24 protein-coding genes and 1 pseudogene are annotated in these 23,425 nt (G+C 72.7%); 11 read left to right on the forward strand and 14 right to left on the reverse strand.

Going from position 1 to position 23,425, the window contains the following annotated elements; all coding sequences use genetic code 11:
* Positions 1-72 precede the first annotated feature (72 nt).
* Positions 73-498 carry a pyridoxamine 5'-phosphate oxidase family protein gene (locus tag ACCP09_RS02250; protein WP_123687414.1) on the forward strand — a complete coding sequence of 142 codons (426 nt, stop codon included), beginning with the start codon at positions 73-75 and terminating at the stop codon, positions 496-498.
* A gap of 193 nt (positions 499-691) precedes the next feature.
* On the opposite strand, the gene ACCP09_RS02255 is transcribed toward ACCP09_RS02250, so the two are convergent.
* Together ACCP09_RS02255 and ACCP09_RS02260 are read right to left on the reverse strand one after the other, a co-directional pair.
* Positions 692-1,006, reverse strand: coding sequence for a hypothetical protein (locus ACCP09_RS02255; protein ID WP_433742817.1), 315 nt, complete (start codon positions 1,004-1,006; stop codon positions 692-694).
* Entirely contained in the window at positions 1,003-1,251 is a 249-nt protein-coding gene (locus tag ACCP09_RS02260; protein WP_123687416.1) for a PLDc N-terminal domain-containing protein, read from the reverse strand. The genes ACCP09_RS02255 and ACCP09_RS02260 overlap by 4 nt, the downstream gene beginning before the upstream one ends.
* A gap of 128 nt (positions 1,252-1,379) precedes the next feature.
* On the opposite strand from ACCP09_RS02260, the gene ACCP09_RS02265 reads away from it, so the two are divergent.
* Positions 1,380-2,486: a hypothetical protein gene (locus ACCP09_RS02265; RefSeq protein WP_433742820.1), complete on the forward strand. Its 1,107-nt coding sequence runs from the start codon at positions 1,380-1,382 to the stop codon at positions 2,484-2,486.
* Positions 2,483-3,313 carry an FtsX-like permease family protein gene (locus ACCP09_RS02270; RefSeq protein ID WP_433742822.1) on the forward strand — a complete coding sequence of 277 codons (831 nt, stop codon included), beginning with the start codon at positions 2,483-2,485 and terminating at the stop codon, positions 3,311-3,313. The genes ACCP09_RS02265 and ACCP09_RS02270 overlap by 4 nt, the downstream gene beginning before the upstream one ends.
* Before the next feature lie 20 nt (positions 3,314-3,333).
* Here the strand turns inward: ACCP09_RS02270 and ACCP09_RS02275 are convergent.
* Both ACCP09_RS02275 and ACCP09_RS02280 read right to left on the reverse strand, forming a co-directional pair.
* Positions 3,334-3,611: pseudogene (locus ACCP09_RS02275) on the reverse strand (IS982 family transposase); the annotation flags it as partial.
* A 45-nt stretch (positions 3,612-3,656) separates the two neighbouring features.
* On the reverse strand, positions 3,657-4,814 hold the full coding sequence (locus ACCP09_RS02280; RefSeq protein WP_433742824.1) for a TetR/AcrR family transcriptional regulator: 1,158 nt from the start codon (positions 4,812-4,814) through the stop codon (positions 3,657-3,659).
* A gap of 165 nt (positions 4,815-4,979) precedes the next feature.
* Here ACCP09_RS02280 and ACCP09_RS02285 point away from each other — a divergent pair, with 165 nt between their 5' ends.
* On the forward strand, positions 4,980-6,194 hold the full coding sequence (locus ACCP09_RS02285; RefSeq protein ID WP_433742826.1) for an oxygenase MpaB family protein: 1,215 nt from the start codon (positions 4,980-4,982) through the stop codon (positions 6,192-6,194).
* Between the two features lie 66 nt (positions 6,195-6,260).
* Here ACCP09_RS02285 and ACCP09_RS02290 read toward each other — a convergent pair whose 3' ends face one another.
* The 3 genes from ACCP09_RS02290 to ACCP09_RS02300 are packed head-to-tail and all read right to left on the reverse strand — an operon-like array spanning position 6,261 to position 9,830.
* Positions 6,261-8,432, reverse strand: coding sequence for a xanthine dehydrogenase family protein molybdopterin-binding subunit (locus ACCP09_RS02290; protein WP_400988438.1), 2,172 nt, complete (start codon positions 8,430-8,432; stop codon positions 6,261-6,263).
* On the reverse strand, positions 8,432-9,391 hold the full coding sequence (locus tag ACCP09_RS02295; protein WP_433742828.1) for an FAD binding domain-containing protein: 960 nt from the start codon (positions 9,389-9,391) through the stop codon (positions 8,432-8,434). Before ACCP09_RS02295 ends, ACCP09_RS02290 begins: the two co-directional genes overlap by 1 nt.
* Positions 9,378-9,830 (reverse strand): (2Fe-2S)-binding protein, encoded by a 453-nt coding sequence (locus tag ACCP09_RS02300; protein WP_433742830.1) that lies wholly within the window; start codon positions 9,828-9,830, stop codon positions 9,378-9,380. Before ACCP09_RS02300 ends, ACCP09_RS02295 begins: the two co-directional genes overlap by 14 nt.
* A 169-nt stretch (positions 9,831-9,999) precedes the next feature.
* On the opposite strand from ACCP09_RS02300, the gene ACCP09_RS02305 reads away from it, so the two are divergent.
* Positions 10,000-10,569, forward strand: coding sequence for a TetR/AcrR family transcriptional regulator (locus tag ACCP09_RS02305; protein ID WP_378332059.1), 570 nt, complete (start codon positions 10,000-10,002; stop codon positions 10,567-10,569).
* A gap of 498 nt (positions 10,570-11,067) precedes the next feature.
* Positions 11,068-11,481 carry an HD domain-containing protein gene (locus ACCP09_RS02310; protein ID WP_433742832.1) on the forward strand — a complete coding sequence of 138 codons (414 nt, stop codon included), beginning with the start codon at positions 11,068-11,070 and terminating at the stop codon, positions 11,479-11,481.
* Here ACCP09_RS02310 and ACCP09_RS02315 read toward each other — a convergent pair whose 3' ends face one another.
* The 3 genes from ACCP09_RS02315 to ACCP09_RS02325 are packed head-to-tail and all read right to left on the reverse strand — an operon-like array spanning position 11,482 to position 13,294.
* Positions 11,482-11,883, reverse strand: coding sequence for an arsenate reductase ArsC (locus ACCP09_RS02315; RefSeq protein WP_433742834.1), 402 nt, complete (start codon positions 11,881-11,883; stop codon positions 11,482-11,484). It abuts the gene before it with no gap.
* Positions 11,880-12,941, reverse strand: coding sequence for an ACR3 family arsenite efflux transporter (arsB, locus tag ACCP09_RS02320; RefSeq protein ID WP_433742836.1), 1,062 nt, complete (start codon positions 12,939-12,941; stop codon positions 11,880-11,882). The genes ACCP09_RS02315 and arsB overlap by 4 nt, the downstream gene beginning before the upstream one ends.
* Positions 12,938-13,294 (reverse strand): ArsR/SmtB family transcription factor, encoded by a 357-nt coding sequence (locus ACCP09_RS02325; protein WP_433742922.1) that lies wholly within the window; start codon positions 13,292-13,294, stop codon positions 12,938-12,940. The genes arsB and ACCP09_RS02325 overlap by 4 nt, the downstream gene beginning before the upstream one ends.
* A 98-nt stretch (positions 13,295-13,392) precedes the next feature.
* Here ACCP09_RS02325 and arsM point away from each other — a divergent pair, with 98 nt between their 5' ends.
* Positions 13,393-14,208 (forward strand): arsenite methyltransferase, encoded by an 816-nt coding sequence (gene arsM, locus ACCP09_RS02330; protein ID WP_433742838.1) that lies wholly within the window; start codon positions 13,393-13,395, stop codon positions 14,206-14,208.
* Between the two features lie 39 nt (positions 14,209-14,247).
* Positions 14,248-14,760 (forward strand): DinB family protein, encoded by a 513-nt coding sequence (locus ACCP09_RS02335; RefSeq protein ID WP_433742840.1) that lies wholly within the window; start codon positions 14,248-14,250, stop codon positions 14,758-14,760.
* Here ACCP09_RS02335 and ACCP09_RS02340 read toward each other — a convergent pair.
* A complete protein-coding gene (locus ACCP09_RS02340) occupies positions 14,750-14,911 on the reverse strand; it encodes a hypothetical protein (RefSeq protein WP_410468314.1) in 162 nt (53 codons plus the stop codon). The two genes, ACCP09_RS02335 and ACCP09_RS02340, sit on opposite strands and share 11 nt — an antisense overlap.
* Before the next feature lie 53 nt (positions 14,912-14,964).
* Positions 14,965-16,296: an FAD-dependent oxidoreductase gene (locus tag ACCP09_RS02345; RefSeq protein ID WP_433742842.1), complete on the reverse strand. Its 1,332-nt coding sequence runs from the start codon at positions 16,294-16,296 to the stop codon at positions 14,965-14,967.
* Positions 16,297-16,402: 106 nt separating this feature from the next.
* Between ACCP09_RS02345 and ACCP09_RS02350 the strand changes: the two genes are divergently transcribed.
* Complete coding sequence (locus ACCP09_RS02350) at positions 16,403-17,245, forward strand: helix-turn-helix domain-containing GNAT family N-acetyltransferase (RefSeq protein WP_433742844.1); 843 nt, start codon at positions 16,403-16,405, stop codon at positions 17,243-17,245.
* Between the two features lie 88 nt (positions 17,246-17,333).
* Here ACCP09_RS02350 and ACCP09_RS02355 read toward each other — a convergent pair whose 3' ends face one another.
* Positions 17,334-19,649, reverse strand: coding sequence for an ATP-binding protein (locus tag ACCP09_RS02355; protein WP_433742846.1), 2,316 nt, complete (start codon positions 19,647-19,649; stop codon positions 17,334-17,336).
* Positions 19,650-19,825: 176 nt separating this feature from the next.
* On the opposite strand from ACCP09_RS02355, the gene ACCP09_RS02360 reads away from it, so the two are divergent.
* Positions 19,826-21,463, forward strand: a complete 1,638-nt coding sequence (locus ACCP09_RS02360) for a flavin-containing monooxygenase (RefSeq protein WP_027930288.1) — start codon at positions 19,826-19,828, stop codon at positions 21,461-21,463.
* 12 nt (positions 21,464-21,475) lie between these two features.
* Entirely contained in the window at positions 21,476-22,396 is a 921-nt protein-coding gene (locus ACCP09_RS02365; RefSeq protein WP_433742849.1) for an alpha/beta hydrolase, read from the forward strand.
* Between the two features lie 281 nt (positions 22,397-22,677).
* On the opposite strand, the gene ACCP09_RS02370 is transcribed toward ACCP09_RS02365, so the two are convergent.
* Positions 22,678-23,406, reverse strand: coding sequence for an MIP/aquaporin family protein (locus ACCP09_RS02370; protein WP_433742851.1), 729 nt, complete (start codon positions 23,404-23,406; stop codon positions 22,678-22,680).
* Positions 23,407-23,425 lie beyond the last annotated feature (19 nt).

The following is a 23,425-nucleotide window of genomic DNA, read 5'->3' on the forward strand; positions in this document are numbered from 1 at the left end:
GTCCCCTGATGATCGATCCGGTGACCTTCGGCCCTGTCCGGGTGCGCGGAGCCGGGCGACGATGACGGGGTGATGGATCCGACTCCGCCGGGGGCCGGGCGCGAACTGGGCCGCGCCGAGTCGCTGAACCTGCTCGGCAGTGTCAGCGTCGGCCGCGTGGTGTTCACCCACCAGGCGCTGCCCACCATCCGGCCGGTGAACCACGTGCTCCACGACGGCTGCGTCATCGTGCGGACCCATCCCGGCGCGGCGCTGCTGTCCGCGATCGGCACTGTGGTCGCTTACGAGGCCGACGTCATCCACGAAGGCGACCGGATCGGGTGGAGCGTGATCGCGGTCGGGTTCGCGCGCCGCGTCGGAGCTCGCGAGCTGACCCGGTTCCGGACGCTGCCGTGCCCGTCGGTGGCGGGGGAGATGACCGAGGTGATCCGGATCGACCCGGAACTCGTCACCGGCTTCGCCCTCGACGGCGAGCTCCCGGCCGAGCAGGCCGTCTGAAACGCGGGAAGCGTTCTCAGCACCCACCGGAAGGCCCGCCGTCGGCGGCCGCGGCCGGGTGGGTGGAGCAGTGCCGTCTTTCCAGCCGATGAACGTGCGCCCGGCGCGCGGCAGGGACGGAATTCCCACCGGCCGGTCACCACGCCCCAGTGCCCGGTGACGGTCGTCCATCCCGGACAAGACCGTTGAACTGTCAGGACTTCCGCCGTCGCCGCCGGGCGGGTGCGGTGACGGCGGGCCGGCTGAAGATCGAGCTCATCAGGGCGATGCCGAAGACGAAGCCGAAGTTGTACCAGTTGCCGTTGTTGTGCACCTCGTAGATGCCGACGCTGTCGTTGAACAGCGAGACGATGAACGCGATCGGGCAGATGATCCCGTGCCACAGGCCGAGCCAGAACCCGGCCGGGTCGGGCGTGCCCGCCGCGGCGTCGTTCGGCCCCGCCGCGCACGAGGCGACGAGCAGGGCGGTGACCAGGACCAGCCCGGCGATCCGGGCGCGGCGCGTCACGGGTGCGCCGGTTCCGGCTCGACGACCGGCTTGCGGCCGAAGCGCCGGTAGGCCAGCGGTCCGAGGAAGTTCACGGCGATCGCCAGCGCCCAGGCGCCTTTCGGGCCGCGCACCGAGCCGGCCGGGCGGCGGGACAGGTCCCACCACGCGTCGGCGGCCATGGCCACCTGCAGGGCCGCCGCCGCGACGATGGCTCCCTGCTCGGTCCGGCTCAGTTCGCGCCAGTGCCGGTGGGTGTGTCGCATGGTGGTTCCTCCTCGTCGGCGCTCCGGATCCCAGGGTGTGCGGGCGGCGCCGCCGCGGGAAACGGACGTAAGGCACCGGTGGCGAGGACCTTGGTCAGCACGTGCGCGGCTGCTGGCAGACTGCCGCGGTGACGCTGTTGTTCGAAGGTGAGCTGCACGTGCACTACGGGCAGTTCTACGTGGAGAGCCGGACCGGGGAGTTCTTCGACGGGTTGACCGACGCCCGCGGCGGGCAGTCGAACGGTCTGTGCGGCGCCGCGGTGCCCGGTCTGCTGTTCCTCACCACCGGTTTGCACACCGGGAACGTCGACCTGACCGTGGAGGTTCTCGACGGCCCCGCGCCGGTCGGGGAGGACTGGGAGGAGGTCGTCGAGGTGTCCTTCCGGCCGCAGACCGTGGCGGTGCGGCTGGTGCAGTGGGCGGGGGAAGCGAGCTGGCCCCTCGATCTCGAACCCGTCGACTACCGCGTGCGGTACTGCGCCTCGGGGCTGGACCGGGCGCGGGCGAAGGACACCCGGCTGTCCGGGGAACCCCCACTGGACCGGTACCTGCTGCAGCTGTGGCCGGCACCCCCGGCGGCCGACGAGGTCGTCCGGGAGACCAGCGCGACCGCCGCCTACTGGCACGAGCACGCCCGGACGCTGCCGCCGCCACCCACGCCGGAACAGCGGGCGGAGGCCCGGCGGCGGGAGCGTCTCGAACGCGACCGGGCCCACCGGGAGGCCGCGCGTGCCGCCGAAGCGCAGCGGTGGGGCGGCCGGCCCCCGGGCGAACGGCTCAAGCGCGTGAACGGCGGCCTCGTCCTGGCGCGGCTGGACCGGGATCTCACCGACGCGATCGAGCAGCTCGACGAGGCCACCCAGCGCGCCGTCGCGGTGTGGCTGGCTCGCCGGGCCTGTGACGAGGCCGGCCTGAGCGGTCTCGACTGGGTCGCCCCGGCGCTCGCCGCACTCGGGGACGGCGTCGCGGCGCCCCCGTTCGACGACCACGCCGCCGTTTTCGATCGGCTGCACCGCGACGCCCGCGTGGTCTTCACCACGGTGCCGTCCTTCGACGGCCGTCACGACCGGATTTCGCAGCAGCACGCGGCCCTGCCCGCGGTCCGGTCGGCCGCCGCCGCTGACCCGCTGGCGGCGGCGCTGGAGACCCTGTTCCACGCCACGGTGGCGTTCGGCAGCGGGTTCCCCCGCCTCCACGCCGAGGTGCGCCGCGCGTTCCCTGCCCTGCGCGGTTGACAGCGCCACTGCTCGCCGTGTGCGCCGTCGCCGGGGCGGCGGTGCTGGCCGCGACGCGGGCGGAGTCGCAGGTCCGCCGGGTCGGCTTGCTGAAGGCGGTCGGCGCCATGCCCGGTGCGGTGGCCGGTGTGCTGCTCGCCGAGTACCTCGTCCTCGGTCTCGCCGCGGCCGGTCTCGGCGTGGTCGCCGGCCGGTTCGTCACCCCCGCGCTCGCCGGGCCCACCGCGGGCCTGCTCGACGCCGACATCCCGGTCACGGCCGCGGCCGTGCTCCCGGTCCTGGTCCTGGCCGTGCTGGTGGCGCTGGCGAGCGCCGCCGGGCCGTCGCTGCGCGCGGCGCGCACCGCCACCGTGCCCGCCCTGTCCGCGTCGCCCCGGCCCGCCGACCACGCGGCCGGGCTGACCGCGCTGGCCGGGCGGTTGCCGGTGCCGCTGCTGCTCGGGCTCCGCCTGGTCGCGCGCTGGCCCTGCCGGGCGGTCCTCAGTGCCGCCGGCATCGCCACGGTCGGCATCGCGCTCGGCGCGGCGCTGGCGTTGCGGGCGCAGCCCCAGGAGGTCTACGACCTGGGCGGCACCACCCTGGCGAACCTCCGCGCCGGCCAGACGGACCGCACGGTCGTGGCCGTCAACGTCGCGCTGGTCGTGCTGGCGGTGGTGAACACGCTGATCATCACCTGGTCCACGGCCCTCGACGCGCGGCGGTCGCTGGCGGTGGCAAGGACGTTCGGCGCCACGCCGGGCCAGGTCACGGCCGCGCTGGCGGTCGCGCAGGTCCCGGCCGCCCTGCACACGCGCCGCCCGGTCGCGCCGGTGCTCCGGCCCGTCTAGCTGAGTAATTCCGATCTTGGTTAGTGGTCGTAGGCGATCAGGGATCCGGTTGTGGGTTGGCCGGTGGCGCGGTTGTGCCAGATGGCGGCGGTGAGGTTGAGGGTGGCGTTGACCGATTGACGAGGTTGCGGTCGGAGGGGCGCAGCAGATGCACCCCGTGGTCGGTCAGGTAGGTGTCCAGCTCTCGGGAGAGGTAGCCCTTGTCTGCCAGGATCAGCAGCCCGGGCCGCTCGTGGAGCAGGCCGCGGTCCTGATCCAGCACAGCTATCAGAGCCTGACGCTCGTCGATCTTGGTCTCCACACCCCACCCAAAGTTAGGACTTACTCATCTAGGCGCCCAGGATCAGGCGCCCAGCGCGCTGAGCACCAGCGCCGACACGGCGGCGCGGTGCGCGGGGCTGTCCTCCCACCGCAACCGGCGCCCGGACTCGACCACCACGCCGAAACCGGCGTGCACCAGCACCCGCGCCTGCCGCGAGTCCAGGTCCGGCCGCACCGTCCGCAGGTGCTGCTCCCACACCGCGATGTGGTCCCGTTGCGCGGCGACCAGTGGCCGCCGCAGGTTGTCCGGCAGCCCGACGATCTCGGCGTTCGCGACGGTGGTGAGCGCGTTGTACTCGAAGCTGTATGCCACGTAGGTGGCCGTCAGCGCGGCGAGCGCGTCACGCGGATCCGTCACCCCCCGCAGGTTGTGGTCCACCGCCTGGGTCAGGAGCGCCGCGGCCTGCAGGCACGCCGCCGCGAGGATGTCGGCCTTGCCGGGGAAGTAGCGGTACAGCGCGGACGGGACCAGGCCGACGGCCTCGGCGATCCGGCCGTTGGTGACGGCCGCGAACCCGTCCCGTTCGAACAGCGGCACGGCGGCCGCGAGGATTTCCGAACGCCGGGTCCGCGCCACGGGTTGCGCGGGGAGTTCGACCGCGTGTGCGGTGCTCGCCTCCGGATCGGCCGCCGCCACGCGCAGCGCGCAGCTCTGCAACTCGTCCTCCAGCCGCCGCTGCGCGATCGACGTGTGGTGCATCGTGATCGACCCGATCGCGCCGAGCGCCGCCACGGCCCGCAGGTGCTCGCCGGGCCGCGGGTGCTCGCGCCGCACCGCGTCCGCCACCCGCTCGACGACGCGCGCGAACTTGCCCCGCAGCACCTGCCGGTCCGCGCGGTCGAGGTAGCGGGACTCCCACCGGTAGAGGCCGCCGGACGCGCGGTGGGCGACGGTGACGCGGGTGGCGGCCGCCAGCACGTCGGCCAGGGGCGCGCCGTCCGGCACCTCGTCCAGCGCGGCGAGGAGACCGTCGACCATGACGTCCGCGCACTCGGCGAACAACGCGTACTTGTTCGGGAAGTGCCGGTACAGGGCGGCGGCGGTGATGCCGACGCCGGCGGCGATCTCCTCCATCGACGCCGCGTGGTAGCCGCGCTCGCTGAACACGCGCCCGGCCGCGTCGACGATGAGCTGCCTGCGGTTGCGGGGCCGGACGGCCGCGGCCGGCTCTGCGGTCACCGTGCGGCGGACGTACGCGGGAACTGGGCCATACGCGCCAGTCAACCACGCCGCACGCAGCTCCTCTTGCCGACCGGCCTGCGTGCTCGATATGTTAATGAGAAATCTCCCTCCGAACTGGCAACGAACGCCGCACGAAACCTACCAAGGAAGCTGGGTAAGTAAATGACCAATCTCAATCGACGGAAAGCACTGTCGCTCGGCGTCGCCCTGGGTCTGGTCGGCTCGGCGAGCGCCACGCCGGCGTGGGCGTGGTCCCCGGCCGGCTCGGTGGCCGGCACCGGGACGGGCGCGGATCCGTGGTGGGTCTGGGACGACGAGGTGGACGCCGTGGTGGCCCGGCTCTTCGCCGAGGGCCGGATCCCGGCGGTCAACACCGCGATGGCGTCGTGGGTGAACAACAGCGACCCACTGCCCGCGGGCCTGCCCGCCGAACTGTCGGCCTGGCTGCAGAAGGCCAACAAGCTGCCCGCCTGGGCCGACCCGGTCAAGCTGCGCCGCGCCGCGGACTTCAACCGGCGCAAGGACACCTACCTGTTCATGCTGTACGGGCTCGGCAGCGGCATCATGAGCACGGTCATCCCGCGGGAGGCCAAGTCGGTCTACTGGTCCGCGGGCGGCGCGGACATGCAGGACCGCGCGGCGAAGACGTTCACCTTCGGCTACGACCTGAGCGACCTCAACGCGTTCGAGCCGTCGGGCCAGTTCGTGGTCACCGCCAACAAGACGCGCCTGGTGCACGCCGCGGTGCGGCACCTGCTGCCGCAGTCGCCGCACTGGCGGGCGGTGGCCGACGAGCAGAAGCAGATCCCGATCAGCAACGGCGACATCCTGATCACCTTCCACAGCCTGGGCACCTTCGTGCACCGCAAGCTGATCGAGTGGAAGGTCCCGATGTCGGCCGCGGACGAGGAGGCCTTCCTGCACTCGTGGCAGGTCGCCATCCACCTGCTCGGCGTGCGGGAGGAGTTCATCCCGAAGACGTGGGCCGAGGCGGACGCGCAGTCCGCGTCGGTGCTCACCCCGCTGCTCGCGCCGACGTTCGAGGGCCACGAGCTGGCCGAGGACCTGCTCGGGCTGACCGCGCAGATCGACCTGGGCGTCACGCGCGGGTTCCTGAACGAGTTCGTGCGCTACGTGCTGAGCGACGAGATCGGCGACTGGCTCGGGCTGAAGCGCGACTACGCGGCGGCCGGACTGATCCGCGCCGGTTGGCCCGCCTACATCGCCTTCCGGGAGGGCCTGCTGCCCGTCGCGCCCGCCGGGTTCTACATGTTCGACCAGTTCATCCGGGCGATCGCGATGCTGTTCCTGAACAAGGGCGGGTCGTCGACGACCACGCCGATCACCATCCCCACCGGGAACCGCCCCGGAGCCTGATCCGCGCGCGACAGGACCGGCCGGTGAAGTGCACCGGCCGGCCCGCGCTCATCGAAACCGGGTGGGTCAGTCCAGCAGGTCCTCGATCCGGATCGGGATGTGGCGGACCCGGATGCCGGTCGCGTTGTAAATCGCGTTGGCGACCGCCGCCGCCACGCCCACCGTGCCGATCTCGCCGAGGCCCCGCGCGCCGAGGTCGTTGTGCAGCGTGTCCGGGTACTCCACGAACTCGATCTCGATGTCCGGGATGTCGGCGTTGACGGGGATCAGGTAGCCGGCGAGGTCGGCGTTGGCGAACCGGCCGCTGCGCTCCACCTCGAAACCCTCGTGCAGCGCCGCCGACACGCCCCAGATCATGCCGCCGCTGAGCTGGCTGCGCGCGGCTTTGTCGTTGATGATCCGGCCGCCGTCGAAGACCCCGAGCATCCGCGACACCCGGGCCTCGCGGGTGAGGCGGTGCACCCGGACCTCGACGAACTGCGCGCCGAACGAGCTGAACGAGTGCTTGGTCAGCTCCTCGCCCGGCGCCGACGACCCGACCGCGCTGAGGTTCGGCCTGCCCACCGCGCGCAGCACCTCGCCGAAGGTCATCGACCGGCCGTCGCCGTGGACGCGGCCGTCGGCGTAGGTGACCTCCTCACCGGCGAACGGCGCCCCGGGAGCCGAGGCCAGCGCGAGGAGTTCGTCGATCACCTGCGCGGCGCCCGCCATGATCGCCGTGCCCGCGCTCGCGGTGGCGGTGGACCCGCCGGACATCCCGCCCGGCGGCAGCGCCGAGTCGCCGAGGCGCGGGGTGATCCGGTCGGCCGGGATGTCCAGCGATTCGGCGCCCACCAAGGACAGCACGGTCAGCAGGCCGGTGCCCGGGTCCGCGCCGCTGGTCGCGATGTCGGCCGTGTCGTCCGCGTTGAGCGTGATCCCGACCGACGCGGGGAACCGGAGGGCGGGGAACATCGCCACGGCCACACCCATGCCGACCAGCCAGTCCCCGTCGGTGCGGCCGCCCGGCCTGCGGTCGGCCCACCCGAACCGCTGCGCGCCGATGCGGAAGCACTCGTCGAGGTGCTTGCTCGACCACTGCAGGTCCTTGCCGGGCGGGGCGAGCGAGTTGTTCCGCTGCCGCAGCTCGATCGGGTCCATGCCGAGCGCGTCGGCCAGCTCGTCGATCGCGCTCTCCAGCGCGAAGGAGCCGGGCGCCTCGCCGGGCGCGCGCATGAACGTGGTCGGCGGCAGGTTCAGCGGCACGATCCGCTGGCTGATCTGCAGGTTGCGCGTCGCGTACCACTCGCGGGACGTGCCGTGCGAGGTCGGCTCGATGAACGAGCGCGCGGTGTCCGTGCTGCACCACGAGTCGTGCCGCAGCGCGACGAGCGTGCCGTCCCGTTCCGCGCCCAGGGTGATCCGCTGCACGGTCGCCGCGCGGCCCGCCGTCACCGTGAACACCTGCTCGCGGGTCAGCGACGCCTTGACCGGCCTGCCCAGCGCGCGGGACGCGGCCGCCGCCAGGAACGCGGGTGCCGAGGTGCGGCCCTTGCCGCCGAACGCGCCGCCCACGAACGGGTTCACCGCCCGCACCGCCGCCGGGTCCAGCCCCAGCGCCATCCCCAGCTCCATGGCCTGCAGGTGGGCGCCCTGGTTTCCACTGTAGACGGTGAGGGTGTCGTCGGCCCAGACCGCGACGGCCGAGTGCGGCTCCATCGGCGTGTGGTTCTGCGACGCCGTGCGGTAGGTCGCGTCGACGACCACCGGGCTGGCGGCGATCGCGTCCTCGATGGACTCGACGCCGTCTTCGAGCACGCTGAGCGTCGGCGGCGCGTCCACGTGCCCTGGCGACGCCTCGATGGCCGTGGCCAGCCCGTCCTCCAGCGAGGTCAGCGCGGGCAGTTCCCGGTAGGTGACCTCGACCAGCATGGCCGCGTCCCGCGCCTGCTCGAACGTCTCCGCCACGACGAACCCGATGGGCTGGCCGACGTAGGTGACCTGCCGGTCGCGCAGCGGAACCCACGTCTCGCCGAACATCGGCATCGTGACCTGGTTCAGCACCAGCGGGTCGAAGGGGGAGTACACGCCGAGCACACCCGGCGCGCTCTTCGCGGCGGTGACGTCCATGCTTTCGATCTCGCCGTGCGCGATCGTGCTGACCACGATGTAGCCGTAGACCATGTCCGGGAAGTTGTGGTCCACCCCGTACTTCGCGCCGCCGGTGACCTTCAGTGGCGCGTCCAGGCGTGCCGGCATCAGCGGCTCCCCTCGGTGACTTCGAGCAGGGCGCGGACGATCGTCCGCGGCAGCAGGGACAGCTTGAAAGCGTTTTCCGACAGCGGCCGCGCGCCGTCGGTGGCGAGCGCGGCGGCGGCCGTGAACGACTCCTCGGTCGCCGGCTTCCCGCGCAGGGCGGCCTCGACGGCGGTGAGCCGCCACGGCACGGTGGCCACGCCGCCGGCCGCGACCCGCGCGTCGGCGACGACCCCGTCCCGCACGTCGAGTGCGACCGCGGCCGAGCAGAGCGCGAACTCGTAGGACTGCCGGTCCCGCACCTTGACGTACGTCGAGCGCGTGGCCCAGTCCAGCCGCGGCACGACCACCTCGGTGATCAGCTCGCCGGGCCGCAGGTCGTGCTCGACGTGCGGGGTATCGCCCGGCGTGCGGTAGAAGTCGGTCATCCGGACGGTGCGCTCGCCGTCCGGGCCGGCGAGCCGGACCTCGGCGTCGAGCGCGACGAGGGCGACCGCCACGTCGCTGGGATGGGTGGCGACGCACCTGTCGCTCGTGCCGAGCACCGCGTGCATCCGGTTCGCGCCGTCGAGCGCGGGGCAGCCGCTGCCCGGCTCGCGCCGGTTGCACGGCGTGGTCACGTCGCGGAAGTACGTGCACCGCGTGCGCTGCATCAGGTTGCCGCCGATGCTCGCCATGTTGCGCAGCTGCTGGGACGCGCTGAGCAGCAGGGCGCGCGAGATCGCCGGGTACACGCCGGGGTGCGCGGCGATGTCGGCCATCCGCTCCAGCGCGCCGATCCGCAGCCCGTCACCGGTGTCGATGCCGCGCAGCGGCAGCCCGTTGATGTCCAGGACGCGCTGCGGGGTCAGGACGTCGAGCTTCATCAGGTCGACGAGCGTGGTGCCGCCGGCCAGGAAGGTGCCGGACGGGTCCAGTGCCTCGGCGACGGTGGCCGGGGCGGTCAGCTCAAAGGCTCGCATCGGCCCTCCTCGCCTGCTCCACGGCCCGGACGATGTTCGGGTAGGCCGAGCAGCGGCACAGGTTGCCCGACATGAACTCGCGGACGTCCGCGACGTCCTGTTCGATGGCGGCCACCGCGGACATGACCTGCCCCGGCGTGCAGAAGCCGCACTGCAGGGCGTCCTGGTCGGCGAAGGCCTGCTGCACGGGGTGCAGCTCGTCCCCTGTGGACAGACCTTCGACGGTGGTGACCGGCTCGGTCACGGTGGCGGCGAGGGTGAGGCAGGACAGCACGGGCCGTCCGCCGACGTGCACGGTGCAGGCGCCGCACTGGCCGCGGTCGCAGCCCTTCTTGGGGCCGGTGATCCCGAGCCGTTCGCGCAGCGCGTCGAGCAGCGTGACGCCGGGATCGACGCTCAGCTGTTCGGGGTGGCCGTTCACTTCGAGTGAGATGTCCACTGGGTCTCTTCCCTGACGGCGTGGTGGGTCCGGAAACGGAGCGGATAGTTATCCGCTTGCTCTCGACGGTATCGGATTACAATCCGCTTCGCAACGAAGAGTACGCCCGGAGCAGCTCCAGGTGGGCGGGTTACGGTGAAGCGGCACCGGAACGGCGAGGGAGGGACCAATGACGACGGGTTCGGTCAGCCCACGGCGTGCCGACACCCGCCGCAACCACGAGCGCATCCTCGCCGTCGCGGCGCAGACCCTCGCCGAGTCGGGGGAGGTGTCGTTCAACGCGATCGCCAAGCGCGCCGGGGTCGGCGTCGGCACGGTGTACCGCCACTTCCCGGCGGCCGCGGACCTCATCCTGGCCGTCTACGAGCGGGAGGTCCGGCACCTGCTGGAGGTGGTGCCGGAGCTGCTGGAGCACGCCGGCCCGGCCGGGGCGTTCCGGACCTGGGTGACGGACCACCTCGCGCCGTACATGATGACCAAGCGCGGGCTGGCGAAGGCGCTGGCCGAGGCGACGGCGCAGCGCGGGACGCTGCCGGCCAGCGCCGTCCAGTCCATCCGGGAGGCGATGCAAGCGCTGCTGGAGGCCGGCGCCGAGGCGGGCCTGGTGCGGCCCGGGGTCGACGTCGAGACCGTGATGCGCAGCCTGCTGGGCCTGCTCCACCTCGACCCCGAGGACGACTGGCAGCGCCAGACGGCGGACCTGGTGGACCTCGTGTGGCGCGGTCTCCGCGCGGACTGAGCATCGCGGGCGAGGACGAAGGTCACTTCGCTGGGGTAGCGCGCTGTACTCGCGGGTAGCCGTCTGGCAGGGTCGGTGGCTCCGGCCGCGTTCGCGGGTCGTGTGGAGAAGGGGTGAGCACGTGCCCGGGACACTGGAGAAGATCGCCCACGGGCGCCGGGGTGAGCAGGAGATCCGGCGGCTGGAAGGGCTTCTGCGCCTGGAACGGCCGCAGTTCGCGCCCGGTGTGGTGCACGAGTGGGTGGCGCGCGAGTTCGCCCGGTTCGACGACGCCCCGGTGCGGGCCTACGTCCCGATTCTGGTGGAACGCGCGGTCCGGGCGCGGCTGCGCGCGACGCCTGTGGCGCCCTACTCACCGACCGTGGATCTCGTGGACTGGGCGCGCGGCACGGCCGAGATTCTGCTGGCCGGGGAGTTGCCGCGCCGCTGGCAGCACACCCGGGGAGTGGCCGGACGCGCCGGCGAGGTGTCCCGGTCCTGCCGCCTGCCGAGCGAGCGGTGCTGGTCGCGGCCGCGTGGCTGCACGACATCGGGTACGCGAGTCCGGTGTCGGCCACCGGGCTGCACTCGCTGGACGGCGCCCGGTTCCTGGCCCGGCTCGGCGTCCCGTCGCGGGTGTGCGCGCTGGTCGCTCACCACTCGGGCGCGGCGGCCGTCGCCTCGTTGAGCGGGCTGGCCAGCGAGCTCGCCGAGTTCCCGGACGAGCGCGGGCCGATGCGGGACGCGTTGTGGTACTGCGACATGAGCACCAGTCCGTGGGGCGAGCCGGTCTCGTTCGAGGACCGGATGGCCGAGATCGAGGCTCGTCGCGGCCCGGACGATCCGGTGGTCCGGGCGCTGGCGATCAACCGCGGCGAGCGCGCGGCGGCGGTCGCGCGGACCGCGGAGCTCCTCCGCGGGCGTTCCCGCTGATCAGCTGCTCACCAATACCGTGAGCAGCGCCCGGACGCGCCGGTCGATCTCGTCCCGGATGTGTCGCACGGCGTCTACGCCCTTGCCGGCCGGGTCCTCGAGCTGCCAGTCGAGGTAGCGCTTGCCGGGGAACACCGGGCAGGCGTCGCCGCAGCCCATGGTGATCACCACGTCGGCGGCCTGCACGGCATCCGTGGTCAGCGGCTTGGGGAATTCCTTCGACAGGTCGAGGCCGATTTCGCGCATGGCTTCGACGACGGCCGGATTGATGGTGTCGGCGGGGGCGGAGCCGGCGGAGCGCACGGTGACCCGCCCGGCGGCGTGGTGGTCGAGCAGCGCGGCGGCCATCTGGGAGCGGCCGGCGTTGTGGACGCAGACGAAGAGGACTTCGGGTGTGGTCATCGGGCGATCTCCGTTGTGGTGAACCGGCGGCGCAGGGCGAGCGAGACGTAGACGAGCGCGACGAGCACCGGCACCTCGATCAGCGGGCCGACGACCCCGGCGAGGGCCTGGCCGCTGGTGGCGCCGAAGGTCGCGATGGCGACGGCGATGGCGAGCTCGAAGTTGTTGCCCGCCGCGGTGAAGGCGAGCGTGGTGGTGCGCTCGTAGTTCAGGCCGATCGCCGTGCCCAGCGCGTAGGACCCGGCCCACATGAGTCCGAAGTAGACCAACAGCGGCAGCGCGATGCGGGCGACGTCGAGCGGCCGGCTGGTGATCTGGTTGCCCTGCAGGGCGAACAGCACGACGATGGTGAACAGCAGCCCGTACAGGGCGATCGGCCCGATGCGCGGCAGGAACCGGGATTCGTACCAGTCGCGCCCCCGGGCGCGTTCGCCGAAACGGCGGGTGAGGTATCCGGCCACGAGCGGGATGCCGAGGAAGATCAGCGTGCTCTTCGCGATCTGCCGGCCGGACACGCTCAGCGTCGTGGTGTCCAAACCGAGCCACCCGGGCAGCACCGACAGGTAGAACCAGCCCAGCACGCCGAACATGATCACCTGGAACACCGAGTTGAGCGCGACGAGCACGGCGGCGGCCTCGCGGTCGCCGCAGGCGAGGTCGTTCCAGATGACGACCATGGCGATGCAGCGGGCCAGGCCGACGATGATCAGGCCGGTGCGGTACTCGGGCAGATCCGGCAGCAGCAGCCAGGCCAGCGCGAACATCAGCGCCGGGCCGATCAGCCAGTTCAGCACGAGCGAGGGCCACAGCAGTTTCCGGTCGCGGGTGACCGAGCCCAGCCGGTCGTAGCGGACCTTGGCCAGCACCGGGTACATCATCACCAGCAGACCGAGCGCGATCGGCAGCGAAATCCCGTCGACGGCCACGGCGTCGAGCCCGGTCTCCAGGCCGGGGATCCAGCGCCCGGCCAGCAACCCGAGGACCATCGCGGCGCCGATCCACACCGGCAGGTAGCGGTCCAGGGTGGACAGTCTGCCGGCGACGCCGGTGGTGGTCACGCGGTCACCGCCGCCGGTGTGAGGACGGCGGACAGGCGGGCCAGCGTCTCCGGCTGGACCCGGTAGTAGATCCAGGTGCCCCGCCGCTCGCCGGTGATCAGCCCGGACTCACGCAGCACCTTGAGGTGGTGCGAGATGGTCGGGCCGGTCAGCTCGAACGCCCCGGTCAGGTCGCACACGCACGCCTCACCGCCGTCGTGCGAGGCGATCAGCGACAGCAGCCGCAACCGCACCGGGTCGCCGACCGCCTTGAACACCCGGGCGAGCTCCGCGGCCTGCGGCTCGGACAGGGGCTCGCGCACGAGCGGCGAGCAACAGGCGGCGTCCTCCGCGAGCGGCAACTGCTTCGACATTCCTCTATCTAAACAAACCTCTATCTTGACGTCCATCGATTCAGAGGAGCACGGTTTTCATCGACAGGCATCGATCCTCGGGTGTGGAGGTGTTCGGGATGGGTGAGCAGGCACGGGAGCTGCGTGAACAGGTGCGCGAGCGCTATGCGGAGGCCGCGGTGCGGGCGAGCGCGGGAGCGGTGGCGTCGTGTTGCGGCGGCGGATGCTCCAGCGAGATGCCCGATCTGACCGGCGGCTGGTACGACGAAGCGGAGCGGTCGTCGTTGCCGACGGAAGCGGTGCTGGCGAGCCTGGGCTGCGGCAATCCGCTGGCCGTGGCCGAGCTGCGGGCGGGGGAGACGGTGCTCGACCTGGGCTCCGGCGGCGGTATCGACGTCCTCCTGTCCGCGCGGCGGGTGGGGCCGGGCGGCAAGGTCTACGGGCTGGACATGACCGAGGAGATGCTGGCTCTGGCGCTGGCCAACGCCGAGAAGGCCGGGGCGGCCAACGTCGACTTCCTCAAGGGGCACATCGAGGCGATCCCGCTCCCGGCGAACCGGGTCGACGTGATCATCTCCAACTGTGTGATCAACCTGTCGGTCGACAAGCCCGCGGTGTTCGCCGAGATGTTCCGCGTGCTCAAGCCCGGCGGGCGGCTCGGCATCTCCGATGTCGTCGCCGAAGACCAGTTGACGGCCGGCGAGCGAGCAGAGCGCGGCGAGTACACCGCCTGCATCGCGGGGGCGCTGTCGTTCGCGGAGTACCGGGAGGGGCTGGCCGAGGCCGGGTTCACCGGCGTCGAGATCACGCCGACGCACGAAGCGGCCGAGAACATGCACTCCGCGATCGTCCGCGCCACCAAACCCCACGAGGCGGTGGCGAGGCGGGAGCTGCCGCTGGTCATCAACTCTGCCGACGGTGGCTGCTGCGGCTGAGACCCGGCGGTGTCACGCTGGGCCGGGAAGGGACGGACGATGGATCGGCGAGCGGTGCACGAGCAGTGGGAACGCGACCGCGCCGCCTTCCACGCGCTGCTGGCCGCCGCGACGGCCGCCGACATGCGCCGGCCGTCGCGCGGCACCCGCTGGACCAACCGGCAACTGTTGTTCCACATGCTGTTCGGCTACCAGGTCGTGCGGGCTCTGCAGCTGCTGGTGCGTGTGGTCGGGCGCCTGCCGGATCCGGTGAGCCGCGGGTTCGCCCGGGCGCTCGATGCCGCGGCGGCGCCGTTCGACGTCGTGAACTACCTGGGCTCGTGCGGCGGCGGCCTGCTCGGGCCGCGGTGGATGGGCTGGTGGTTCGACCGCATCGTCGCTTCCCTGCACCGCAGCCTCGACCGCGCCGCCGAAGCCGACCTCGCGCGCGGTATGCACTACCCGGTGCGCTGGGATCCGTTCTTCACGCCTCGCATGACCCTGGCCGACGTCTACCGGTATCCGGCCCGGCATTTCGCCTTCCACCGGCGGCAGCTCACTTTCACCGCGTGAGCAGCCGCCGGGCCAGGTACGCCGAAGTAGTGCGGCCAGGACCCGACCGGTTCGTCACCGGCCTCGAGCAGGACGGGCTCGAGCCCACGGGCACGGCGTGGACCGAGGCGAGACCGGCCTGGCCGCCGCCGATCACAACGGCGTCAGGCATGACAGGAAAACCCTTTCACTGCACCGAGTCGGGCTGCGCGGAGACCGCGACCGTCACCGGTTCGCCGGCGGCGCGGACAGCGAAATCAGCTCCGGCTCGGCCGGGGCGCCGCAGCACCCGCCCGCCGAGGCGTCAGCCGCGGGCTCGTCGAACAGGCCCGCCCCGCCGCACACCCCGGTCTCGGCCAGCACCAGCTCCACGCGCGCGGCCGCCTCGTGGTCCCCGGCCAGTGCGGCGGCGATCGAGCGCACCTGCTCGTAGCCGGTCATGGCGAGGAACGTGGGTGCGCGGCCGTAGCTCTTCATCCCGGCCAGGTACACGTTCGGCTCGGGGTGCGCGAGTTCCTTCGCGCCGTGCGGGTAAACGGTGCCGCAGGAGTGCACGTTGGGGTCGATCAGCGGCGCGAGCGCGACCGGCGCCTGCAGCGTCGCGTCCAGCTCCAGCCGTAGCTCCGACAGCCAGGACAGGTCCGGCCGGAACCCGGTCGCCACGACGACCTCATCCACGCCCTCCACGGTTCCCCCGTCCAGTGAGCGCAACACCAGCAGCCCCTGCTCGTCACGCTCCACCGCCTCGGTGCGGAACCCCGCGACCACCCGCACGAGCCCCGACTCCACGGCCTCCTTGGCGCGCAGCCCGAGCGCGCCGCGAGCGGGCAGCTGGTCGGCCTCGCCGCCGCCGAAGGTGTTGCCCACCGAGCCGCGGCGCAGGATCCAGCTGATCCGCGTCCCCTCCACACCGGTGAGCGCGACCAGCGCCGTGAGCGCGGAGTGCCCGCTGCCCGCGACAGCGACGTGCTTGCCGGCGAACCGGACGCGCACGGCCGGGTCCTGCAGATCCGGCACCTGGTAGGTGATGCGGTCCGTGGCGGCCCGCTCGCCCAGGGCCGGGAGGCCGTCGCCGCCCAGCGGGTTCGGCTGGGTCCACGTGCCCGATGCGTCGACCACCGCCCGCGCGGTGATCAGCTCCTCGCGGCCGTCAGTGTGCCGGACGTGCACCGTCAGCGGCTCGGTGTCGCGCCCGTGGTCGACCACCCGGTCCCGGCCGCGGCGGGCCACGCCCACCACCTCGGCGCCGAGCCGGACGCGATCGCCCAGCGCGGCCGCCAATGGGGCGAGGTAACGCGCGACCCATTCCTGCCCCGTCGGGTAGCCGTCGGCGGCGGGGCGTTCCCAGCCGGTGGTCTCCAGCAGCCGACCCGCCGCCGGGGCCACCAGTTCCGACCACGGCGAGAACAAGCGCACGTGGTTCCACTGCGCCACCGACGCCCCCGCCTGCGGCCCGCGTTCGAGCACCAGCGGCTCCAGGTCCCGCTCCAGCAACTCGGCGGCGGCCGCGAGCCCGATCGGCCCGGCCCCCACCACCACGACGGGCAGCTCGCTCATCCCGACCCCTTTCATCGATCCAGCTCGATTGAGCACCGTTGCGGCAGACTCTATCGACCGGCGTCGATCGAAGCAACCATCGATTCAGGTCGATACACTCGGGGGCATGACGACGACTGTGGACCCCCAGGCCCAGGTCCTGCCGGACGGGGAAGCCGCCACCTACGCCGACTGGTTCGCCTGCCTGGCCGAGCCGACCCGGGTGCGGCTGCTGCACGCGGTGGCCACCGCGCCCCGCGGGATCACCGTCGGCGCCCTGACCGAGCTGCTCGGGATCAGCCAGTCCACGTGCTCGCACCACGTGCGCAAGCTCGCCGACGTCGGGTTCGTGCAGGTCCGCAAGGAGGGCACCGCCACCATCGTCACGGTCAACGCGGCCTGCTGCGCCGGCCTCCCGCACGCCGCCGACGCGGTCATGGGGCTGCTCGCGCCGCGTCCGTGCTGCCCGGAAGACGTGCCCGCAGACGTCACCGTCCGGGCCCTGCGCGACGACGACTGGCCCGCGGTCCGCCGCATCTACGGCGAAGGCATGGACACCGCCATCGCCACCTTCGAGACCACCGTCCCCAGCCGCGCCACCCTCGACGCGAAATGGATCGCGGGGCAGCGGTGGGTGGCCGAGATCGACGGCGCTGTGGTCGGCTGGGCCGCCGCCACACCGGTCTCCACCCGCGAGTGCTACTCGGGCGTCGCCGAGACGTCGATCTACGTCGCGGACGGCCACCGCGGCCGGGGTATCGGCAAAGCCCTCATCCGCCGGCAAGTCATCGCACTCGACGAAGCCGGCTACTGGACCCTGCAAACCTCGGTCTTCACGGAGAACCGCGCCAGCCTCGCCCTGCACCACTCCGCCGGCTACCGCACCATCGGCATCCGCGAACGCATCGCCCAGCGCGACGGCGCCTGGCACGACACCGTTCTTCTCGAACGCCGCAACAACATCAGCTGACGACCGCCGGCCGAGGCGGCCTCGAAGTCACAGCAAGAACGTCAGCGCCACCGGCTTCGAGGTGGACGAGCGGTCGTCGCCACCTCGATCACTGCACCGCGCTGCTCGCCGAAACCCAGGACGCGATCTGCGTGCGTGAGGTGAAGTCCAGCTTGCGCAGCATCCGCTCCACGTGACCGTCCACTGTGCGCGGTGAGATCGTCAGCCGGGCCGCGATCGCCTTGTTGCTCAAGCCCTGCGCGATCAGTGTGGCGATCTCCCGCTCCCGGGCGGTCAACGGCGAGTCGGGCACGCGCGGCGCCGGGCGGCTCCGCCCGCTCTGGGACACCACCAGGTCCAGGCCGAGCCGGACCGCCTCCGGCAGCGTCACGCCGGCGTGCTCCTCCCTGATCGCCGCCGCGGCCGGGCCGAGCGCGGAGTCCACCGCCGCGTAGTGCCGCCGCCCCTCGCGGGCGGCGTGCGGTCCGAACGCCTCCAGCGACGTGCCGATCCGGTGCCACACCGACGCGGCCATCCCTTCCAGCGCCGCGGCGTCGGCCACATCACCCGAGGACGCCGCCACCCACGAGCACACCTCCGTGCACAGGGCAGTGCAGACGCCGTCGCGGAAATCCTGTTCGATGCGCATCGCCGCGGCGATCGCCGTGCGCGCCGCCGCCACCTCGCCCAGGTGCAGGTGGCTGATCGCCGACGCCCAGTGCGCGTACGCGCGGTTCCAGCGTTCCCCGACGGCCGAGGCCTCCTCGATCACCGCCGAGCAGGTCGCCAGCGCCTCGCGTGGACGGCCGGCGTAGGCCTGCGCCATCGCGAGCTGGAAGGACGCGGTGAGCGCCAGCCCGGTGTCCCCGCCGCGCCGGTGGATCGCGATCGCCTGCCGGTACAGGCCCATCGCGGCCTGCAGATCGCCCTCGAACAGGTTCAGCAGTGCCCGCCACAACCGCACGTGCCCCCGCAGCCCCGGCATCTCGAGTGCGTCCGCGATGACCGCGCACTCCTTCAGGTAGGTCCGGGCCACCCCGCGATCGCCCTGGATCAGCGCGACCCACGCGGCCGCCCACAACGCTTCGCCCCGTTCCGGGCTGCCGGGTTCGAGCTGGGGGAGCAGGCGTTCCAGCCACCGGCGGCCGTCGCTGAGGAAGCCGCCCGCGATCCAGTGGTAGCGCAGCAGTGACGCCAGCCGTGCCCCGGCCGCCGCCTCGCCCGGCGTGTCGGCCGACCACGCCAGGGCGGCCAGCAGGTTCGGGTGATCCTCCCGCAGCCGCGCCAGGTCGCCCGCCTGGTGCGGGCCGCACCAGCGGCCGACGCACTCCGCGGCGCGCCAGGCGAAGTGGTCGCGGTGCCGCCGCCGCAGCAGGTCCGCCTCGCCCGAGGCGGCCAGCAGTTCGGCGCCGTACTCGCGCAGCGTCACGAACTGGCGATAGCGCACCTGCTCGCCGTTGCGGTCGGCCACCACGACGGACTTGCCGACCAGACCGTCGAGTGCGTCGAACAGCCGGTCCCCGGTCAGGTCGCCGAACCCGCACACCCGCTCCAGCGTCTCCAGGTCCACCGAGGCCGGGAACACCGCCATCCGCGCCCACAGCAGGCGCTCGTCCGGGGCGCACAGGTCGTGGCTCCAGTCGATCAGCGCGCGCAGCGACCGCTGCCGCGGATCGGCGGCCGGGTCGGTGCCTGCGAGCAGGTGGAACCGCCGGTCCAGCCGCTGCACCACCTGCGACACCGACAGCGACCGCAGCCGCACCGCGGCCAGCTCGATCGCCAGCGGCAGACCGTCGAGCCGGCGGCACAGCGCCACCACCGCCGCGCGGTTCTCCGGCGTCACCGCGAAGTCCGGCAGCACCGCGCGTGCCCGGTCGACCAGCAACTGGACCGCGGGCACGTGGTCGAGGGCGCCGGTGCCCGCCGCGTCGCTCTCCTCCGGCACGGCCAGCGGCGCGAGCAGGTGGACCCGTTCCCCACCGATCCCCAGCGGCTCGCGGCTGGTGGCGAGCACCCGCAGCCCCGGCAGCTCGGCCAGCAGGCGCAGCACCAGCCGGGCGGTGGCGTGCAGGACGTGCTCGCAGTTGTCCAGGACCAGCAGCACGGCGGCGCCGGCGAGGTGGTCGGCGATCCGGTCGACGGCGTCCCGGTTGGACTGGTCGGGCACGCCGAGCGCGGTGGCCACGGCGGGCGCGACCTGCGTGCCGTCGGTGACGCTGGCCAGTTCCACGATGCGCACACCGCCGTGGCGGCCGGCGACGGTGATCGCGGTGCGCGTCTTGCCCACCCCGCCCGGCCCGGTGACCGTGACCAACCGGTGCGCGCGCAGCTCCGACTCCAGCTGCGCCAGGGTCTGCCTGCGGCCGACGAAGCTGGTCAGCGCCGCCGCCGGTTGCCGCGGCCCCCCAGGGGCACCGTCGCCCATGACGCCTCCGATCTCGCCGCCCGCCGCTGGACACCGCGTGACAACGGTAGGACACGCGGGTGCCTCCCGGGCAGTGATGGGGTGGCGAATGGGGTGGTTTCACCCTGTCCCGTCCGCTCCGGCCGGCCGCAGCCTGTAGCGGCGATCACACCCGAACCATCGAGGAGGCTGGATCAGTGGTGTCAACCGAGCCGACCACCCACGACGCCATCGTCGTCGGCGCCGGATTCGCCGGGCTGTACGCCGTGCACGTCCTGCGCGACCGGCGGCACATGCAGGTCATCGGCTTCGACGCGGCCGGCGACGTCGGCGGGACCTGGTACTGGAACCGCTACCCCGGCGCCCGCGTCGACATCGAGAGCGTGCACTACTCCTACTCGTTCGACGACGAGCTGCAGCAGGAGTGGCACTGGACCGAGCGGTTCCCCGCCCAGGCGGAGATCCTGTCCTACCTGGAGCACGTCGCCGACCGTTACGACCTGCGCCGCAGCTTCCGCTTCAACACCCGGGTGGTGTCCCTGACCTGGGACGACACCGACGCGATGTGGACCGCGACCACCAGCGCCGGGACGACCCACCGGGCCCGCTTCGTCATCTCCGGCGCCGGCACCCTGTCCGTGCCCAAGGAACCCGAGTTCCCGGGTGTCGAGGACTTCGCCGGCGAGGTCCTGATGACCGGCAACTGGCCGCACCACGAGGTGTCGTTCGAGGGCAAGCGGGTCGGCATCATCGGCGTCGGCTCGTCCGGCATCCAGGCGATCAGCGAGATCGCCAAGACCGCCGGCCACCTCACCGTCCTGCAGCGGACCCCCAACTACGCCACCCCGATCGGCAACTACCCGACCCGGCCGGATGAGGAGGCCGCCGAGAAGGCCGACTACCGCGCCATCCGGGACGCCTCGCGCAACCACTTCCTCGGCGTGCCCTACTCCGAGGTGCAGCCCTCGGCGCTGGCCGTGTCGCCGGAGGAGCGGCGGCGGGTGTTCGACGACCGCTGGAACCGCGGCGGGTTTCGGCTGTTCATCGACTCCTTCGGCGACATCCTGTTCGACAAGGCCGCCAACGACACCGTCGCCTCCTACATCCGCGAGCGGATCCGGGAGCGCGTGCACGACCCCGCCAAGGCCGAGCTGCTGGCGCCGGAGGGCTACCCGTACGGCACCAAGCGGCCGCCGCTGGAGACCGACTACTACGAGGCCTACAACCGGCCGAACGTCGATCTGGTCGACGTGAAGGGCAACCCGATCGCCGCGGTGACCCCGACCGGGGTGCGGCTGGCCGACGGCACCGAGCACGACTTCGACATGCTGATCCTGGCCACCGGCTTCGACGCGTGCACCGGGCCGCTGCTGGCCATGAACATCACCGGCCGCGGCGGGCTGCGGCTGGCCGACCACTGGGCCGACGGGCCGCAGACCTACCTGGGTCTGATGGCCGCCGGGTTCCCCAACCTGTTCATGATCACCGGCCCGCAGAGCCCGTCGGTGCTCTACAACATGCCGCTCGCCATCGAGGACCACGTCGACTTCACCGTGGCGGCCCTGGACCACCTGCGGGAGCGGGGCCTGGACGTCATCGAGCCGGAGCCGTCGGCGGAGGCCGCGTGGGTGGCGCACACCAACGAGCTGGCCGAGGCGACGCTGCTGCCGGACTCGCCGACGTCCTGGTACATGGGCAACAACATCCCCGGCAAACCGCGCCGCGTGCTGGTCTACCTCGGCGGCGCCCCGGCCTACCGGGCCAAGTGCGACGAGGTCGTCGCCGCCGGCTACGAGGGCTTCACCCTGTCGTCCGCTTCCCGCGTCTTCGCCTGAAGGAGAGCAGTCATGCCACTCGATCCCGCTGTCCGCGCTCTGCTCGACGGCTTGGCGCAGCAGGGTTTCCAGTCGTTCGAAAAGATCGGCCTCGAGGCCACCCGGGAGACGATCGCGTCGTTCACCGGGCTGCAGAAACCCAAGCGCGGCTTCTCCCGGACGAGCGAGGTGTCCTACGGGCCGGACCCGGCCCACCGCGCGCGGATCTACGTGCCACCGGGGGACGGGCCGTTCCCGGTCGTGCTGTACGTCCACGGTGGAGGGTTCGTCGCGGGCGGTCTCGACGTCGTCGACGAACCCGTGCGCGCCCTCGCGCTCGACGCCGAAGCCGTCGTCGTGTCGGTCACCTACCGGCTCGCGCCCGAGGCGAAGTTCCCCGCCGCGCACGACGACGTGTTCGCCGCGCTTCGCTGGACCGCCAAGGAGATCTCCGCGCACGGCGGCGACCCGGGGCGGATCGCGGTCGTCGGGGACAGCGCCGGCGGCAACCTGGCCGCGTCGGCGGTCATCCGGGCCCGCGACGAGGGCGAGCCGGCCGTGCGCGCCCAAGCGCTGGTCTACCCGCTGGTGAACCCGGTGGCCGACACCGCGTCACGCCGCGAGTACGCCGAGGGGTACCTGCTGCACCTGGACGCGTTGCGGTGGTTCGGCGCGCAGTACTGCGTCAGCCCGGAGGACGCCGTGGACCCGCGGCTGGCGCTGGATCGCAACGAGTTGAGCGGTCTCCCGCCGACCCTGGTGGTCACCACGGAGTACGACACACTCCGCGACGAGGGCGAGGCCTTCGCGGACGCCCTGAGCGCGGCCGGCACGGACGCCCGCGCGGTGCGCATGGACGGCCTGGTCCACGCCGCGTACTGGGCCACGGCCGCGATCCCGCGCGGCGCGGATATCCACCGGGCGGTGGTCGAGCACCTGCGCGCGGTGCTCTGACCGTGGCGCTGCGCGGAGGTCCCGCACTCGCGGGGCCTCCGCGCAGCGAGAGGACCCGACGTCCGCGCGTGTGCCCGGCCCGAATGTCGACGTGCGCGGCCGCGGCGTCGGCGAGCGAGCACTTGCCGCACCGGAACTCGACGCTGCCCGACGGGTCCGAAACGGAACCGTCGGTGAATCCCGCGCCGAGTGCGCGCCGCACGATTCCGCCGGGGCGGGCCACGACCGCCGGCCGCGGTCGTGCTCGACCTGCGTGAGCTGACGTTCCTGTCGGCCTGGCCTCACAGCGGCAGCGGGCTGACGTGGTAGGCCAAGCCCGCCACGAGACCACCCAGGAACGGCCCCGCCACGGGGACCCACGCGTACGCCCAGTCCGATCCGGTCTTGCGGCCGAGCCGCAGGAGGGCGTGGACGATGCGCGGGCCGAGGTCGCGCGCGGGGTTGAGCGCGTAGCCGGTCGGGCCGCCGAGGGAGGCGCCGATCCCGACGACCAGGAGGGCGACGGCGAGCGGGCCGAGGCCGGACGGTGTTCCGCCGAGGAGCAGGACCACGTAGACCAGGACGAAGGTGGCGATCGTTTCGGTGACGACGTTCCAGGCGGGGGTGCGGATCGCCGGCCCGGTCACGAACACGCCCAGTACCGCGCCGGCGTCGGTCTCGGCGTCGAAGTGCTTCTTGTAGCACAGGTAGACGAGGACGGCGCCGGCCATCGCGCCGGTGAGCTGCCCGGCCGCGTAGACGGCGGCGTGCGGGAGGTCGGCGGCGACACCGGGGGCGAAGTCCTGCCCGGCGATCCACAGCCCGAGCGTGACGGCGGGGTTGAGGTGGGCCCCGGACCGGGCGGCGGTGTAGACGCCCGCGAACACGGCGAGACCCCAGCCGAAGCTGACCAGCAGCCAGCCCCCGCCGTATCCCTTCGATCCGGTGAGGGCGACGTTGGCGACAACCCCGCAGCCGAGCAGCACGAGCAGCGCCGTGCCGATCAGCTCGGAAAGGAAGATGCTCCCCATCGAGTTCTCCTGAAGTGGT

Origin of the sequence: Amycolatopsis sp. 3B14, assembly GCF_050958625.1 — a bacterium.
Classification (GTDB): Bacteria; Actinomycetota; Actinomycetes; order Mycobacteriales; family Pseudonocardiaceae; genus Amycolatopsis_E; species Amycolatopsis_E thermoflava.